Annotated in this window: 14 protein-coding genes and 1 other RNA gene; 6 read left to right on the plus strand and 9 right to left on the minus strand. The window is 32.9% G+C overall.

Going from position 1 to position 15948, the window contains the following annotated elements; translation table 11 throughout:
• Positions 1-104: 104 nt before the first annotated feature.
• On the plus strand, positions 105-1037 hold the full coding sequence (locus LXH21_RS10800; RefSeq protein WP_239865630.1) for a transglutaminase: 933 nt from the start codon (positions 105-107) through the stop codon (positions 1035-1037).
• 61 nt (positions 1038-1098) lie between these two features.
• Here the strand turns inward: LXH21_RS10800 and fsa are convergent, their stop codons facing one another.
• The 3 genes from fsa to ffs form a co-directional block, all read right to left on the minus strand.
• Positions 1099-1755, minus strand: a complete 657-nt coding sequence (fsa, locus tag LXH21_RS10805; RefSeq protein WP_239865632.1) for a fructose-6-phosphate aldolase — start codon at positions 1753-1755, stop codon at positions 1099-1101.
• A 130-nt stretch (positions 1756-1885) separates the two neighbouring features.
• Positions 1886-2689 (minus strand): SDR family oxidoreductase, encoded by an 804-nt coding sequence (locus LXH21_RS10810; protein ID WP_239865634.1) that lies wholly within the window; start codon positions 2687-2689, stop codon positions 1886-1888.
• A gap of 107 nt (positions 2690-2796) precedes the next feature.
• Positions 2797-2894: signal recognition particle sRNA small type (gene ffs, locus LXH21_RS10815), an RNA gene on the minus strand.
• 88 nt (positions 2895-2982) lie between these two features.
• Between ffs and LXH21_RS10820 the strand changes: the two genes are divergently transcribed.
• On the plus strand, positions 2983-4032 hold the full coding sequence (locus LXH21_RS10820) for a glutaminyl-peptide cyclotransferase (RefSeq protein ID WP_239865635.1): 1050 nt from the start codon (positions 2983-2985) through the stop codon (positions 4030-4032).
• Between the two features lie 327 nt (positions 4033-4359).
• On the opposite strand, the gene LXH21_RS10825 is transcribed toward LXH21_RS10820, so the two are convergent.
• Positions 4360-5262: a hypothetical protein gene (locus LXH21_RS10825; RefSeq protein ID WP_239865637.1), complete on the minus strand. Its 903-nt coding sequence runs from the start codon at positions 5260-5262 to the stop codon at positions 4360-4362.
• A 117-nt stretch (positions 5263-5379) separates the two neighbouring features.
• On the opposite strand from LXH21_RS10825, the gene LXH21_RS10830 reads away from it, so the two are divergent.
• Together LXH21_RS10830 and LXH21_RS10835 are read left to right on the plus strand one after the other, a co-directional pair.
• Positions 5380-6408, plus strand: coding sequence for a formimidoylglutamase (locus LXH21_RS10830; RefSeq protein WP_239865639.1), 1029 nt, complete (start codon positions 5380-5382; stop codon positions 6406-6408).
• Positions 6409-6495: 87 nt separating this feature from the next.
• A complete protein-coding gene (locus LXH21_RS10835) occupies positions 6496-7755 on the plus strand; it encodes a DEAD/DEAH box helicase (protein WP_239865640.1) in 1260 nt (419 codons plus the stop codon).
• Positions 7756-7825: 70 nt separating this feature from the next.
• On the opposite strand, the gene LXH21_RS10840 is transcribed toward LXH21_RS10835, so the two are convergent.
• From LXH21_RS10840 to aroC, 3 genes are all read right to left on the minus strand, one after another.
• Entirely contained in the window at positions 7826-10021 is a 2196-nt protein-coding gene (locus tag LXH21_RS10840) for a response regulator (RefSeq protein ID WP_239865641.1), read from the minus strand.
• 51 nt (positions 10022-10072) lie between these two features.
• Positions 10073-11365, minus strand: coding sequence for a dicarboxylate/amino acid:cation symporter (locus LXH21_RS10845; RefSeq protein ID WP_239865642.1), 1293 nt, complete (start codon positions 11363-11365; stop codon positions 10073-10075).
• A 136-nt stretch (positions 11366-11501) separates the two neighbouring features.
• Positions 11502-12566: a chorismate synthase gene (gene aroC, locus LXH21_RS10850; RefSeq protein WP_239865643.1), complete on the minus strand. Its 1065-nt coding sequence runs from the start codon at positions 12564-12566 to the stop codon at positions 11502-11504.
• Between the two features lie 234 nt (positions 12567-12800).
• On the opposite strand from aroC, the gene LXH21_RS10855 reads away from it, so the two are divergent.
• Both LXH21_RS10855 and LXH21_RS10860 read left to right on the plus strand, forming a co-directional pair.
• A complete protein-coding gene (locus LXH21_RS10855) occupies positions 12801-13625 on the plus strand; it encodes a UDP-2,3-diacylglucosamine diphosphatase (protein WP_239865644.1) in 825 nt (274 codons plus the stop codon).
• A gap of 134 nt (positions 13626-13759) precedes the next feature.
• Positions 13760-14230 carry a hypothetical protein gene (locus LXH21_RS10860; RefSeq protein ID WP_239865645.1) on the plus strand — a complete coding sequence of 157 codons (471 nt, stop codon included), beginning with the start codon at positions 13760-13762 and terminating at the stop codon, positions 14228-14230.
• A gap of 55 nt (positions 14231-14285) precedes the next feature.
• Here LXH21_RS10860 and LXH21_RS10865 read toward each other — a convergent pair whose 3' ends face one another.
• Positions 14286-14717: a protease complex subunit PrcB family protein gene (locus LXH21_RS10865; RefSeq protein WP_239865647.1), complete on the minus strand. Its 432-nt coding sequence runs from the start codon at positions 14715-14717 to the stop codon at positions 14286-14288.
• A gap of 10 nt (positions 14718-14727) precedes the next feature.
• Positions 14728-15903 carry an N-acetyl-alpha-D-glucosaminyl L-malate synthase BshA gene (gene bshA / locus LXH21_RS10870; protein ID WP_239865649.1) on the minus strand — a complete coding sequence of 392 codons (1176 nt, stop codon included), beginning with the start codon at positions 15901-15903 and terminating at the stop codon, positions 14728-14730.
• Between the last annotated feature and the right edge of the window lie 45 nt (positions 15904-15948).

Genomic DNA, 15948 nt, shown 5'->3' on the forward strand with positions numbered 1-15948 from the left:
AAACAATCTTCAAAAACATCCTTTTCAGTCTATAATCATTGATAAAATAGGTACTTTTGAGGAAAATGTAGAATCATCCCTGTTTTTACTTTTGGAGGTTATTTATGATAAATTTTAAGAACATCACTTTTACTAAAATAAAGCAGAGTCTGCAGGTCAAAAAACCTTGGGACGATGTTATTATTTTTGTGCTTAATGTTCTAATTGCTATTCCGTTATTCCTCATCGCACATGAAAATTTAATAGAACTAAATTGGGCATTTAATCTGGACAGGATTTTATTGTTTATTACATTGTTACTTGTCATACAGCTAGTCCTACGATTATTACGAACTATCATTATCATATGTGTATTTGCCTATATTTTGGTTTTGTTTTACGGAACGATCATTGGTAATTATGGTTTTGAAAGTATTTACGAAGATTACGATTCCATGATCTATACCATGTCTGACAATCCATTCCCACAAGACATCATCGTATCTAAGCTTTTGCCATTCCCAAACAAATCATTGATATTAAATGCAATAGAATACAAAAATCCTAAAGTGCGTAATTTTGCCGTAATGGCCACTACCAAGGATTTTAGAGATATTCGTGGTTATTCTGAATACAGAACCATTATTCAATGCTTTGCTGTCTTTAAAGAGATCAACAAACGCTGGAACTATGTTAGTGATCCTAAATCAGGTGATTATATCGCGACTGCAAGTGAATCGCTAAATTACTTTTCTGGTGATTGTGATGATCATTCTATTCTCATGGCTGCCTGTGTAAGAGCAATTGGAGGTACTCCGCGCCTAATACATACTAAAGGTCACATTTATCCAGAAATATTAATTGGAAGCATGAATGACCTAGAAACGGTGAATTTTTTAATTAAAAATGTTTTGTTTGTCAAGGAAAGTGCAGGCAAACAATTACATTATCATATTGACGAGCGTAACCAAATTTGGCTTAACTTAGATTATACAGCTTCCTATCCTGGTGGTCCGTTTATGTTTGAAGAAATTCTTGGAGCATTAACTTTAAACTAAAAAAAAGTCCCATTTTATTTCTAAAATGAGACTTTCTTCTATTGGTAATAGTTTTTAAAAACTATTTATTTCCTTTTTCGAAATCAGCAACAAACTGAGCCAATCCAATATCTGTCAATGGGTGTTTCAACAAACCATAAATTGCAGATAATGGTCCAGTCATAACGTCAGCACCAATTTTGGCACAGTTTACAATATGCATTGTATGACGTACTGATGCTGCTAAAATTTGAGTTTCATAACCATAGTTGTCATAAATTTCTCTAATTTCTTGAATTAAGTTCAATCCATCAGTAGAAACATCATCCAAACGACCAATAAAAGGAGATACATAAGTAGCACCTGCTTTTGCAGCCAATAATGCTTGTCCTGCAGAGAAAACAAGAGTTACATTCGTTTTAATTCCTTTATCAGAAAAATATTTCGCAGCCATTACACCTTCTTTTGTCATAGGTAATTTAACAACAATTTGCTCATGTAAATCAGCTAATTCTTCACCTTCTCTTACCATTCCATCATAATCCAAAGCATTTACTTCGGCACTAACGTCACCTTCTACAAGATTACAGATATCAACATAATGCTTTAAGATACTGTCTTTACCCGTAATTCCTTCTTTAGCCATCAATGATGGATTTGTAGTTACTCCGTCTAAAACACCTAAAGCTTGTGCTTCTTTAATCTGAGCTAAATTAGCCGTGTCAATAAAAAATTTCATAATACTATATTTATTTGGTTTTATAATCTTTGTGATTGCCCCTTAAATGTGAGGAGAACAATGTATTTAAAGTTGTCGTTCTCAATTTAACTACATTGGAAGATGTGCTTACTGCAAAGTCCGCTCAAATTTACAACTTATAATGGTTCATTAAAATTTTTTCATATACTTTATCAGGCAAAATGCGCTTGAGCACTATTGAAAATTTTTGCATAAATGCACCGACTTTATAATGAATCTTTGGTTTTGGATTTTGAATGATATCAAAAATAGCTTGAGCCATTTCTACCGGATTGCTCCCGCCATCAACATGCTCGTCCATAGTTTTCAACATTGTCTCGTAAACGCTCTCATAAGGTGACCCTTTAATTACTGGAGAATGAAAACGACCCGATGCAATATTTGTAGCAAAATCGCCTGGTGCTACATTAGTAATTTCGATACCAAAAGACTTAACTTCCATCCTTAATGCCTCAGTAATTAATTCTAAAGCTCCTTTTGATGCAGAGTAGATCGATCGATAAGGCAGTCCAGAGTAGCCCGCTATTGAAGTAATATTAATTATCAAACCCGATTTTTGAATTCGCATTTGTGGCAATATTGCTTTCATGACTTCTATTGGGCCAAATAGATTGATGTCAAAATTATTTTTGATTTCCTCAATTGGTGTTTCTTCTAGAGGTCCTGTAATTCCGACTCCAGCATTATTAACAACGACATCAATTTTCCCTGAAAGTGCAATTACCTGAGCAACGGCAGTCTTTATAGTTTCTGAATTTCGAACGTCTAAAGCAATTAACGGAAAAGCAGAATTAGTAATACGGTCTGGATTTCTACTTGTTCCATAGACTGTAAAACCTTTTTGAACCAAGAATTCACCAATCGATTTCCCGATACCCGATGAACCACCCGTAATTAAAACCACTTTACTCATTATATCTTACTTTTACAAAACGTCCAAAAATAAAAAAATCTTCCCTAAGGAAGACTACATCTATCTATTATTTAAAAAAAAATCTGAAATAAATTCAGATTAATAAAAAATGGCAAGCGACCTACATCGCACCGCTCAACCACGTACCCTTGCTATGTTCCCATCCTGGGGGAGTCTGCAGGAGCTGGTCGTGTAGGACTTGCCGGTGCAAATATACAATCTTTTTATATTTTTCCAAGGCCTTTGTGCTCTAAAAATAACATTGTATATTAGTCAAACTAATACTTTAAACAATGAAAAAACATAACTTACTATCTATCATTTTATTAGGACTGGCAATTTCCAGTTGTGGTGATACAAAAAAAGGTAGAAATTCTATATTTACTTTCGATTCTAGTCAATATTCGGCTCAATATCTGCCTCAAGACAAGATAAATCTTAGTATTTTAAATCCAACGTCCAAAGAAATTGACAGTATCGTCTACTTTGTAAATGATGTCAAAGCAGGAAGTAGTGCAGGGAATAGCAAATTACCATTTGAATTTTCGAAACAAAAATTGGGTTATCAAAATCTTAAAGCTGTTGTTTATTTTGATGGAGAAAATTCGGAAGCCACTGCAAGAGTTGAATTAGTTTCGAATGTTACTCCAAAACTTCTAAAATATAAAGTAATTAATACCTACCCACACGATGCAGAGGCATTTACAGAAGGATTGGAATTTTATAAAGATACCTTATATGAGAGTACTGGTTTAAAAGGAAAATCATTTTTACGTAAATACGATTATAAGACAGGAAAAGTCTACAAACAAGTAGATCTAGAAGCTCAGTATTTTGGAGAAGGAACAACTATCCTGAATGATAAAATCTACCAAATAACTTGGCAAGAAAAAACAGGCTTCATTTACAATGCCAATACGATGAAGCTTGAGAAAACATTTACTTTTGATAAAGATATCGAAGGTTGGGGAATGACTAATGATGGTAAAAATATTTACCAATCTGACGGTACAGAGAAAATTTGGACCACGAACCCTGAAAATCAAAAACAGGTAAGTTACATCAATGTGTATTCTGGTACGTCGAAAATCAAAGCTATAAATGAATTGGAATGGATAGACGATAAATTTTATGTCAACGTTTTCCAAAAAGATGCAATTGCAGTGGTAAATCCTGAAAGCGGATCTGTAGAAGGAATATTGGATTTATCTGGTTTGCGAAAATCATTAAATGTTACAACAGACGACGTATTGAATGGTATTGCATACAATCCAAAGACAAAGACCATTTTTGTAACTGGTAAAAATTGGGATAAGCTTTTTGAAATAACTGTGTCTGAGTAATTGAATACAGATTTACCCGTAGCATAAAAATATTATTTGTAAATAGTATGGGATATATTCAACAAGACTACTTTAATTAATTGCGATAAAAGCATTTATATTTGGTGGGCTTAGTATTAAATAGAACAAGTTAATAACGATAGCAGGAGATTAAAAGCTGTTATTATAATTGCTATTGTAACCAAACATATAAAACTGAGAGCATAGCATGTATTAGATCGAATGGTAAATTATTGAAGACCTAAACTTAAATCAATAATTTACAATTTAGGCATAAAAAAAAGGAGCAAATTGCTCCTTTTTTTTATACTTAATAAATAATAGCTATTATTTTAAATCAAAACTTGATTTTGAAACTAATACATCTTTATCAAAAATATTTACAAAGTAAGATCCTTTTACGAAATCTTTTCCAGGTAAGTTTTCAGATACTTGTACTGTTTTGTTCTCATATTTGATTGTTGTAGCAAAACTGTATGAAAGTGTTTTATCTCCAAAATTCTGAGTCTTTTTATCACCTAATACATTGCTTTTTGCATCAATAATTTGTACGTAATAGGTTTTATCACCAGACTTAGCAATTTGATTTTCTGCGATTGTAAAACTAATTTTCAACATATCTGCTCTACTAGCTTTATCTGTTTCGATTTGTTTTTCAGAACTTCTTAATAAACCTGGGTTTCTTACAATGTAAGCAGACGTTTTAAGATTAACGATAGATAATTTTGTTCCTTTCTCTACAACTTTCGCTAGATCATCATTTTGACTTAACAAAGTTTCATTAGTACGTTGAGAAGCTGCTAATACTACAGTTGTACTATCACGCTGTACTGTTAATTTAGTATTTGCCATTTTCAATCCTTCATTTTCGGCCATTAATGACTTCATGTTTGATTGAAGTGTAATGAATTGTTTTTTATATTTTGCAAGTGAAGCAACATCACCTTTAGATTTACTTAAATCTGACATTAAGCTTACTACTTTGTCTCTCTCTTTAATTAACTCTTCAGACATAGAAGTATTTTCTGCTATGGCAGCATCATATGTAGATTTCAAATCTTGTAAGTCTTTCATTACTGTTTCTTTTTCAGTAACTGTAGTCGTTAATTCAGTTTGTACATTTTCAACATCTGAAGACACCTTGAAAATATAAACTAAACTTCCCACTAATAAAATTGCTAATACAGCAATCACTGCCTTTAGACTTGAATTATTCTGTTGATTTTCCATTTTTTTAATATTATTACTTTTTTATTAATTTTGTTTTTTCAAATTTAATGAATATATATTCAAGTTATAACGTAAGTTGTTACAATTATATTATTTTTGAATCAAAATTTTTTTTTTATGGAAAAGCTTTTGCCTTTTACAATTAAGGATCTAGGAAAAATTACCAATCATAGAAGTGGAGAAATAAAGTTTGGCGAGAAGATGATCACCATCCCTCCCAATGCCGATCCTTTTGATTTTATGAGTACTACTGAGGCGAAATATGTTCTATTAGGAATTCCAGAAGATGTTGGTATTCAAGCGAATTATGGAAGACCCGGTGCTAATTCAGCATGGAAATCAGCTATAAAAAGTATTGCTAACATTCAGCACAACCGATTTTGTAAAGGAAGCCAATTTATTATCTTGGGCGAAGTCGATGTGCGCGAGGAAATGCTTGAAGCCAAGAATTTGGACTATAAAATAATGGCTGAGCGTTTGCAGTTAAGCAAGCTAGTGGAGAAGATTGACAAAGAAGTATCTCACATTATCTTTAATATAATCAAAGCAGGAAAAGTACCTATTGTTATAGGTGGCGGACACAACAATTCATACGGAAATATAAAAGGTGCAGCATTAGCAAAAGGTAAACCTATAAATGCAATCAATTTTGATGCACATTCTGATTTTAGAATTCTTGAAGGACGTCACAGTGGAAATGGCTTTTCATATGCGTATGAAGAAGGATTTTTGAAAAAATATTTTGTTTTCGGACTCCATGAAAACTATACGTCTAAGAGTGTTTTGGATATTATTAAAAAAACAGATGAAAGAGTACGCTATAGCACATATGACAGTATAAAAATTAGAAACGAAAAACAATTTCATCAAGAAATTGTAAGCGCGCATGAATTTATCAAGAGTGATTATTATGGAATCGAAATTGATCTCGATGCTATTCCTAACATTCCGAGTAGTGCAATGACATTAAGTGGGTTCTCAATAGAGGAAGTTCGTCAATTTGTCACCTTTTTTGGTAAACATAAAAATGCAGCATATTTACATATATGTGAAGGAGCGCCCGATTTGGGAGAAGAAAAAAACAACCATTTAATTGGAAACTTAATCGGCTACTTAGTTACTGACTTTGTAAAAGCGCATCAGTAAAATTGCCTACTTATAGTGATTGGATAAATAATACTATCTTTGTGGCAGTATCTCCTTAACTATTACGAGATATTTAATATCAAAAATATGTTATTCGAAGAATTATCACTTTCAAAAAGTATTCAAAAAGCCGTATATGAACTAGGCTACCTTAACCCTACTCCTATTCAAGAAAAATCAATTCCGCTTGTATTAGCTGGAAATGATTTAATTGGTTGTGCACAAACAGGTACAGGAAAAACAGCTGCTTTTGCCATACCTATTATACATCAATTACACCGTATAGTAGGATCTAGTAAAAAAGCAAAACAAATAAGAGCTCTTGTCGTGACTCCTACTAGGGAGTTAGCAGTTCAAATTGGACAAAGTTTTGACACTTATGCAAAATATACCAACCTAACGCAATTAACTATTTTTGGAGGTGTATCTCAAAATCCACAAGTAGATGCTTTAAAAAATGGTATTGATATTCTTATCGCAACTCCAGGAAGATTACTGGATTTGCACAAACAAGGTTTTATTGATCTGGATCATTTACACACATTAGTATTAGATGAAGCAGATCAAATGCTTGATATGGGATTTGTAAACGATGTCAAGAAGATTGTCAAATTAACACCAAACAATCGTCAAACATTATTTTTCTCTGCTACAATGCCAATGGCCATTAGAGAACTGGCTGAAATGTTTTTGACAAATCCAGAAACAGTAACTGTATCACCAGTTTCCTCTACAGCTGAAAATGTCGAACAACGTGTTTATTTTGTTGAAAAGGGTGAAAAGAGAAATCTTTTATACCAATTGATAAAAAATGAAAATCTTACTGATGTATTGGTTTTCTCTAGAACAAAGCACGGTGCTGATAATGTTGTAAAAGCATTGCGCAAAAATAATATTCCAGCCGAAGCAATTCACGGTGATAAATCTCAAAATGCAAGACAAAGAGTATTAGAGGCATTTAAAAACAAAGAAGTTGGTGTGCTTGTCGCTACAGATATCGCAGCACGTGGTATTGACATTGACCAATTACCAGTCGTAATAAACTTTGACTTACCTAATATTCCAGAAACTTATGTGCACCGAATAGGTCGTACTGGTAGAGCAGGAAATGGAGGTATCGCTATTTCTTTCTGTAGTAAGGATGAACATGGCTACTGGAAAGACATTCAAAAACTAATTAAAGTTGATGTAAAAACGGTAAGTGATCACCCCTACCCATGGCATTCTGGAAATCCTGAAACGGCACCTGGAGGATCTACAAAACCTAAAAATTCCAATCGAGGAAAAGAAGGGCATAAATCTAGAAAATCAACAGCTTCGAAACAAAATAAGAAACGTTGGTATTAATAAAAATAAACATCTCTACCTAAATATTGGTCGAGATGTTTTTTTTTGCTCTTAATCGAATGTTATAAAATTATTCGTTGGCAATAATTATATTGATCATCTTATAAAGTTCAGGCGATTCAAATGGTTTTACAATGATATCATTCATACCTACCAGCTTTGATTCTTCTACGACTTCATCTTTGCTAAAAGCGGTCAGGGCAATTATTGGAGTCATTATTCCCATACTCCTAATAATCTTAGTAGTCTCGAATCCGTTCATTTCTGGCATATTGATGTCCATTAAAATCACATCAAATTTATCTGTTGTGAGAAGTTCAATAGCTTCTTTACCTGATTCTAATACTACACATTTATAGTTTAGTTTTTCAATAATCTTCTTGGTAACCATGCGGTTTATTGCATTATCATCTACCACTAAGACTGACAACGCATTACCTTTAGATGAATCAAATTCTGCATCATTAATAATGTTTTCTATCTTTTCTTTATCATAATCGAAACCTATTGTAAAAGCAAAAGTAGTACCCACACCAAGTTCACTTTCAATTACAATTGTACTATCAAACAATTCTAATAATTTTTTAACTATAGAAAGTCCTAAACCAGTTCCTTGATAGTCTAAGTTTTTTCTACCTACTTGCGTAAACTTATCAAATATTTTAATCTGATCCTCTTGCGCAATACCGATCCCATTATCTTTTATTTGAAATTCAATGAAATAGGTCTGCCCTTCAATTCTAACCATTTTAGCGCTTATCACCACAGTACCATTCCGCGTGAACTTTAAAGCGTTACTTAGCAAGTTTATCAATATTTGAGAAAACCTTAGTTTGTCACCAAGAAGTAGTTCAGGAATTTCAGGGTCTAATTCTGTAGTCACTTTGTTATTGTTATTTTTGGCAATAAATAATAGTGAATTTATTATTAGATCGATTTCATCAGCAATATTAAATATTGAATCTTCCAATACAATTTTGTTCTCCTCAAATTTATTTATTTGTAATACGTCATTTATCAGAGACAGTAAATACCTAGCTGAAAATTTTAATGAATTGAGATGCGTGCTGTTCTCTAATTCTTTATGCTCATCCAGTAACATATTGGTGATACCAACTATACCATATAATGGAGTTCTCAATTCGTGTGTAATCGTAGAAACGAACTGTGTTTTTAAGCGTGAAGATTCGTCCGCCATTTCTTTGGCTTCAACCAATTCAGCATTACTTTCCATTAGATCTTGATTGCTCTTTTTCTTAAAAAGAAAGTTCTTGTAGAGCGTGAACATTTGCAACAATAAAATCACAAGTACGATAACAAATAGCAGAACAATTATTTTAGACTTTTTTAAGCTTTCTAGTTGCAAAAAATTCAAGGCAGTAATTGAGTCTATTTTTCTCTTGTATTCGTCAACTTCAAAATTAATCCCAACACTTTTGGCTCTTTTTAGATTTTCTGAATCTTCTAACTGCTTTGTAAGTGTACTGTATAAAACTAAATATTGATATGCATTTTTATAATCGTTCTTACTGTATAAGTATTTGGAATATTGCTGATACAAATATGATAAATCTTCTATATTATCTGTTCGCTTACCTATCTCTATCCCTTTTTCAAAAAAAGCTTTCGATTCGGACTTCTTGCCCAATGACCCCGCATACATACCGTTAAGCATATTTATAATGACAGCATTAGAGTCTCCACCAAATTTATTGTTGTACTTATTTAAGAATTTTAAATGGTCTATACCTTGACTATAAGAACCTACTGCAAAATAAGCCCAAGTGATATTGAGCTTTATCAAAACAATTTTTGTAGAATCTTTATTGGTCTCAACAAAATGTAAAGCATCTTTTAAAAATGAAATACCTTTCTCAGTATCTTTCTTATTAAACCAGTATATGTTGCCTAAGTTATTATAAATATAATTCTTGATTGTATCATTTTTTGCCTTTTCAGCATAAACTATTCCTTTATTGTAGTTAAGTATAGCAAGATCATACTCAGACATTTTTTCATAATTGGCACCGATAATATTATACGATTTTGCAGCTAAATTATCATTTTTACTAGCTATAGAGTAATTTAGTGCTAAGCGAGAAGCGGCAAACGATTTTTCAAAATTAGACTCATGAAGCAAATCAATTGCTTCCTTAGTCAACTTTACTATTTCTTTTTTTGGTGGTATTTTATTTATAGTGTCGTCATTTACATCAGGATTAAAGAATGAAATGAGGATATTAATTGCAATATAAATTTTTAACATGAGTTTTTAAAATTAGTCAAATATACATCGTAATCAGTACTTTGAATTGCTCTACAGTTTTTTATCTTGTGGAAACTGATTTAATTTACCGACAGATTTTGCAACAATTGTTGCTACTGTAGCATCACTAGTTACATTTACTACTGTTCTACACATATCCAAGGGCCTATCAATTGCAAAAATAAGCGCCAATCCTGCCTCTGGAATTCCTGCCTGACCTAAGACTATTACCAACATTACCATACCTGCACTAGGTACTGCAGCTGACCCTATTGATGCCAATGTAGCCGTAACTACAATCATTAATTGCGTTTGTAAGTCTAGAGCTTGTGGCAGCATTGCTTGTGCAATAAATATAGCGGCAACTGCTTGGTACATACTAGTACCATCCATATTTACGGTAGCGCCCAAAGGGAGTATAAAACTAGAGACTTCTTCGTCTACGCCCACATGTTCTGTAACGCACTCCATAGTTACTGGTAATGTCGCAGCGCTAGAACTAGTAGAAAACGCTAATAATTGAGCCGGCGCGATTGCTTTAAAAAAACGTATCGGATTCACTTTTGCAAATACCATTAATAAAGTTGGATAAAGAACAAAAATCATGATAAGCAATCCGAAGAGGACTGTAAGACCATAAATTCCTAATGCCGCCAAAGTTGTAAAATCAGGTATTTCGACCATTAAAGCAGCCATTAAAGAAAATACACCGTAAGGAGAGAACAGCATGATAATATCTATAATTTTCATGATGACTTCGTTAAGCCCTTTAAAAAAATCTACAACTGGTTTTGCTTTCTCTTCTTCAATTAATATAAGTCCTATACCTAAAAGGATTACAAAAAAGATAACTTGCAACATGCTTCCGTTGTCTGAAAGTGCTTGAAAGAAATTATCGGGAACAATATCAATCATTGGTTGTAGCGGTCCACTCATTTTTGCTCTTTCGGCGAGCTCAATTTTTTGTGATGCATCACCAGAAAAGCTTTCCAATAAACTTTGTCTCGAAGCTCCATTTATAAACCTTCCTGGTTTTACAATATTTGCCAAAACCAAACCTAAACTTACTGCAAAAATTGTTGTTCCTAAATAAATTAAAACTGTACGACCTCCTAGTTTTGAGAGCTTTGAAATATCTTTTAAGTCGGCTAGACCAACAATTAATGAAACTACAATCAGTGGTACAGCTATCATTTTAAGTAGATTGATAAAGATGGTACCAAACGGTTTAATCCAATCTACTACTAATCCATTTAGCTCCAAATTTTTCATTATCAAGCCAAATAGTAAGCCAGTAATCATTCCTATTAGTATCTTCCAATGCAGTTCTAGTTTTCTTGTCATTCTGGTAATAATTTTAATTTTGGTTAAAAGATACAAAAAAAGGGGAGCATAATAACTTTATTATTGCTTCCCCTTCTTATAAATTTAAATTTGATCTAAAAACGAGATCAATCTTTTTCGAATAAGTACTTAATTATTACTTATTATATGTTTTGTTTATCAAATGAAAATCTGCTAAAACAAGTGCTGCCATAGCTTCAACAATAGGTACCGCTCTAGGAACTACGCATGGATCATGACGACCTTTTCCGGTCATTTCAGTAATATTACCCTTGTTATCTAGAGACTCTTGCTTCTTCATAATGGTAGCAACAGGTTTAAATGCAACTCTGAAATAAATATCCATTCCGTTGCTTATTCCTCCTTGTATACCACCAGAAAGATTTGTTTTTGTTGTTCCGTCTGGATTGTATAAATCATTGTGCTCGCTACCTTTCATCTTCGAACCACAAAAACCACTTCCAAATTCAAAACCTTTTACAGCGTTAATAGAAAGCATTGCTTTTCCCAATTCAGCATGTAATTTATCAAACACAGGTTCACCTAAACCAATCGGTACATTTTGAAGCACACAAGTTACCGTTCCTCCAACAGTATCTCCTTCTTTACGTATTTCACGTATATATTCTTCCATTTCTGCAGCCAAAGCTTCATCAGGACAACGTACAGGATTACTTTCGATCTTAGAAAAATCTAAATCTTGGTACGGCTTCTCTAAATAAATCGGACCAACAGAAGATACGTAGGCATTAATTTTAATCTCTGGTAACATTTGTTTTGCAATTGCACCACCTACTACTCTACTTGCAGTTTCTCTGGCAGAACTTCTTCCGCCACCACGGTAGTCTCTAGCACCATACTTTTGATCATATACGTAATCAGCATGACTTGGTCGATAGTTGTCTTTTATATGAGAATAATCATCAGACTTTTGATTGGTGTTTGGAATGATAAAACCAATAGGAGTTCCTGTAGTTTTTCCTTCGAATATACCCGACAAAAATTGTACATCGTCTGGTTCTTTTCGTTGCGTTACAATAGCTGATTGTCCTGGCTTTCTCCTAGACATTTCAAGCTGAATCGCTGCTAAATCTAAAGTTATTCCTGATGGACATCCATCTATAATTCCGCCTAAGGCTTCTCCGTGTGATTCTCCAAATGTTGTTAATCTAAATAGTGTGCCGAAGCTATTTCCTGCCATTATAATTAGTTTTGAACAAAAATACTATTTTATACGGATTATACATTCAATCTAATTCAAAAAATAAGACATTTTAACAGCAGATTACCTTTATTTCACAAAAACATCCAATCAATTTGAAATCATGCAGTAAAATTTTACTTTGAATTAATGTAGACGGCTATAACTTAACTTTAAGTTTCAAAATGTAATCAGTCAATGCTTTTAATTTGTAAAAATCCAAATTAGAATACATTGAAAAAAAGAAAAGTGGAGTTGGTCGTTATTTCAGATACCCATCTTGGTACCTACGGCAGTCATGCAAAAGAATTATTTAAATATTTAAACTCAATAAGTCCTGATACACTAGTACTGAATGGTGATATTATAGATATCTGGCAGTTTAGAAAATCATACTTCCCAAAATCGCATTTAAAAGTTATTCAAAAAATAATAGGTCTAGCTTCGAAAGGAACAAAAGTATACTACATCACCGGGAATCATGATGAGATGTTACGCAAATTTAGTGACATGGATATGGGCAATTTTTCCCTAGTCGATAAATTAGTGCTGGAACTTGATGATAAAAAAGCATGGATTTTTCATGGCGATGTGTTTGACGCCTCTGTAAATCATGCTAAATGGATCGCAAAACTTGGCGGTCTAGGTTATGATTATTTAATTCTAAGTAATCGATTTGTGAATTGGTGTCTTAATAAGATCGGGAAAGAACCTTATTCTTTTTCGAAAAAAATAAAAGCGAGTGTTAAAAAAGCAGTCAAACATATTTCTGACTTTGAAGAAACAGCCGCAGAATTAGCAATTGAGAGTAAGTATGACTACGTAATCTGTGGACATATACATGAACCAAAAATGATTGAAAAAATCAATAAAAACGGAAGTACTCTTTATTTAAATTCTGGAGATTGGGTAGAAAATTTAACAGCCTTGGAGTATCACAAGAAAAAATGGAAGTTAATGCGATATGATAAATCCTATTACAATGGTATTATTGATGAAACTGACGGCGAAGAAGCTCTAAATCATAAGCTAATCGCTTCAATTCTTTTTTCTAAATAAATCACTGATTTATAACAAGTTAAATATTAACTATTTATAGCAAACTGTGAATTATATAATTTAATATAATTATTATATAAAATTTAGCAACTTTATTTGAAGTAGATTTGTCAAAAAAATAAATTATATAAATTATGAAAAAGCTTATTTTATCTGCTGTTATGCTAATGGGATTACTATTTAGCGCTCAAGCTCAAGACATCTCAAAAAATGCCTTAGGTCTACGATTTGGAGATAATGATGGTTTTGGTGGTGAAGTTTCATACCAAAGAGGTTTGTCATCAAACAATAGATTAGAATTAGATTTAGGTTGGAGAGATAGTAATGATTACGATGCATTTAAATTAACAGGTATTTACCAATGGGTTTGGAATATAGACCAAGGATTTAACTGGTATGCTGGTGTTGGTGCAGGTGCTGGAACGTATAGCTACAAAGATGACAACAACACTTTTGTATATGCTGCAGGAGATGTTGGAATCGAATACAACTTTCCAATTCCTTTGTTAATTTCACTTGATTTTAGACCAGAATTTGGTGGATCAGGATACTACAAAAACAACTACGGTTCTGATGTTGCGTTATCTTTAAGATACCAATTCTAAAAACTGGATTGATTTTAATAAAAATGCCACTCAACAAAACTTGAGTGGCATTTTTTTATTTTATAGCTATTGGCTTTTTAGAATTTATTTTTAACACACAATACGGATAAGTAATTGCCTGTGTAACCATTTCGTCAGGCTCAGGAAATTGTTCTTTGACAGTAACAATAATAGAATCTTTTTTTTCTTCAACTGACGATATTCCTATTTTGTAACCACCACTAATTTGCTCTCCCATGTTCAAAATTAAGAAATTAGAATTTTGAACATCATGCTCACTAATCTTTTTCTTTAAAACGGGATCATTCTGCAGCATTTTTATTTCATTAGGTTCGCTTAAAATTTCAGAGAATTTTATATTTGCACCTCCGGTCGATTGCTGAGTTAATACCTCAAATAAAGGTTGTTCTGCAACTTTATCAGTGATTTTGGGTCCGCAGGACGCTATCAAAATACAGAATAACAAACTACTACTCAATTTTTTCATTTGCCGTTTCTTACTTTGATTTTGATTTCTGTTTTTTATTTTTAGAGTATTTTTTAGAATACTTTTGTAAAGCCTCCTCATACAAATTCACGTAAAGTGGCAAAATATTTTTGATATCAAATTTCTTTGCGACCTCTAATGCGTTTTTCTTAAATTCACATAGAGTATCGTCATCACTCAAGACTTTCAATGCATTTTCTGCCATCTCGTCTATTTCACCAACATCACTTAAATAACCAGAAACTCCAGCAAAATTTACCTCCGGCAAACCTCCTGAATTACTAGAAATTACAGGAACTCCCCAAGCCATAGCCTCAAGAGCAGCAAGACCAAAACTTTCTGTCTCGGATGGTAGTAGGAACAAGTCAGAATAACTTAATATTTTATCAATCTCATTACTGTTACCAAAGAAAATTACTTTGTCTAATATGCCCAATTCTTGACATAATAATTCCGCTTTCTCCTTCTCTGGGCCATCTCCTACCATCATTAATTTGGCTGGGATTTTTTGTTGTATTTTATCGAAAATTCGAATAATATCTGGAATCCTTTTGACTTTTCTAAAATTACTAATGTGGGTAATAATTTTTTCACCTTTATCTGCCATTACAGAACGCCTGCATGGTATGTGTGGGTCTAAAGTGTTTTTGTCTAATTCGATAAAATTTGGAATAACATGAATATCTCTTTTGATATTTAGTAGACGATAAGTATCCTCTTTCAAACTCTGAGAAACCGAGGTTACAACATCAGATTTGTTAATACTGAAACTTACAGCAGGCTTGTAATAAGGGTGATTCCCCACCAAGGTAATATCAGTACCATGCAAAGTAGTTACCATTGGAATATGAATTCCTTCATCTTTCAACATTTGTCGCGCCATATAACCCGCATAGGCGTGGGGGATAGCATAATGTACATGTAAGATTTCGATATTATATAATTTCACCATATCTACTAGTTTACTTGACAAAGCTAACTCATATGGCTGGTAATGAAATAATGGATATTCGGGAACATTAACTTCGTGATAGTGTACATTTGGACTTAATAACGCTAAACGTACCGGTTGACTATACGTGATAAAGTGTACTTCATGGCCCATTCGACCTAACTCTAATCCTAATTCTGTAGCGACAACACCACTACCTCCAAAGGTTGGGTAACAAACAATTGCAATTCTCATCTTTCAATTTAATATATACCGCAAATTAAACAAAAAAGCCACAAT

This window comes from Flavobacterium algicola (assembly GCF_022399565.1).
GTDB lineage: Bacteria > Bacteroidota > Bacteroidia > Flavobacteriales > Flavobacteriaceae > Flavobacterium > Flavobacterium algicola.

Excerpts from the sequence above, each read along its gene's own strand:
- bshA (WP_239865649.1), bottom strand. The coding sequence starts at position 15,903 with ATGAGAATTGCAATTGTTTGTTACCCAACCTTTGGAGGTAGTGGTGTT.
- fsa (WP_239865632.1), bottom strand. The coding sequence starts at position 1,755 with ATGAAATTTTTTATTGACACGGCTAATTTAGCTCAGATTAAAGAAGCA.
- LXH21_RS10835 (WP_239865640.1), top strand. The coding sequence starts at position 6,496 with ATGTTATTCGAAGAATTATCACTTTCAAAAAGTATTCAAAAAGCCGTA.
- LXH21_RS10810 (WP_239865634.1), bottom strand. The coding sequence starts at position 2,689 with ATGAGTAAAGTGGTTTTAATTACGGGTGGTTCATCGGGTATCGGGAAA.
- LXH21_RS10820 (WP_239865635.1), top strand. The coding sequence starts at position 2,983 with ATGAAAAAACATAACTTACTATCTATCATTTTATTAGGACTGGCAATT.
- LXH21_RS10830 (WP_239865639.1), top strand. The coding sequence starts at position 5,380 with ATGGAAAAGCTTTTGCCTTTTACAATTAAGGATCTAGGAAAAATTACC.
- aroC (WP_239865643.1), bottom strand. The coding sequence starts at position 12,566 with ATGGCAGGAAATAGCTTCGGCACACTATTTAGATTAACAACATTTGGA.
- LXH21_RS10800 (WP_239865630.1), top strand. The coding sequence starts at position 105 with ATGATAAATTTTAAGAACATCACTTTTACTAAAATAAAGCAGAGTCTG.
- LXH21_RS10860 (WP_239865645.1), top strand. The coding sequence starts at position 13,760 with ATGAAAAAGCTTATTTTATCTGCTGTTATGCTAATGGGATTACTATTT.
- LXH21_RS10865 (WP_239865647.1), bottom strand. The coding sequence starts at position 14,717 with ATGAAAAAATTGAGTAGTAGTTTGTTATTCTGTATTTTGATAGCGTCC.
- LXH21_RS10840 (WP_239865641.1), bottom strand. The coding sequence starts at position 10,021 with ATGTTAAAAATTTATATTGCAATTAATATCCTCATTTCATTCTTTAAT.
- LXH21_RS10845 (WP_239865642.1), bottom strand. The coding sequence starts at position 11,365 with ATGACAAGAAAACTAGAACTGCATTGGAAGATACTAATAGGAATGATT.
- LXH21_RS10825 (WP_239865637.1), bottom strand. The coding sequence starts at position 5,262 with ATGGAAAATCAACAGAATAATTCAAGTCTAAAGGCAGTGATTGCTGTA.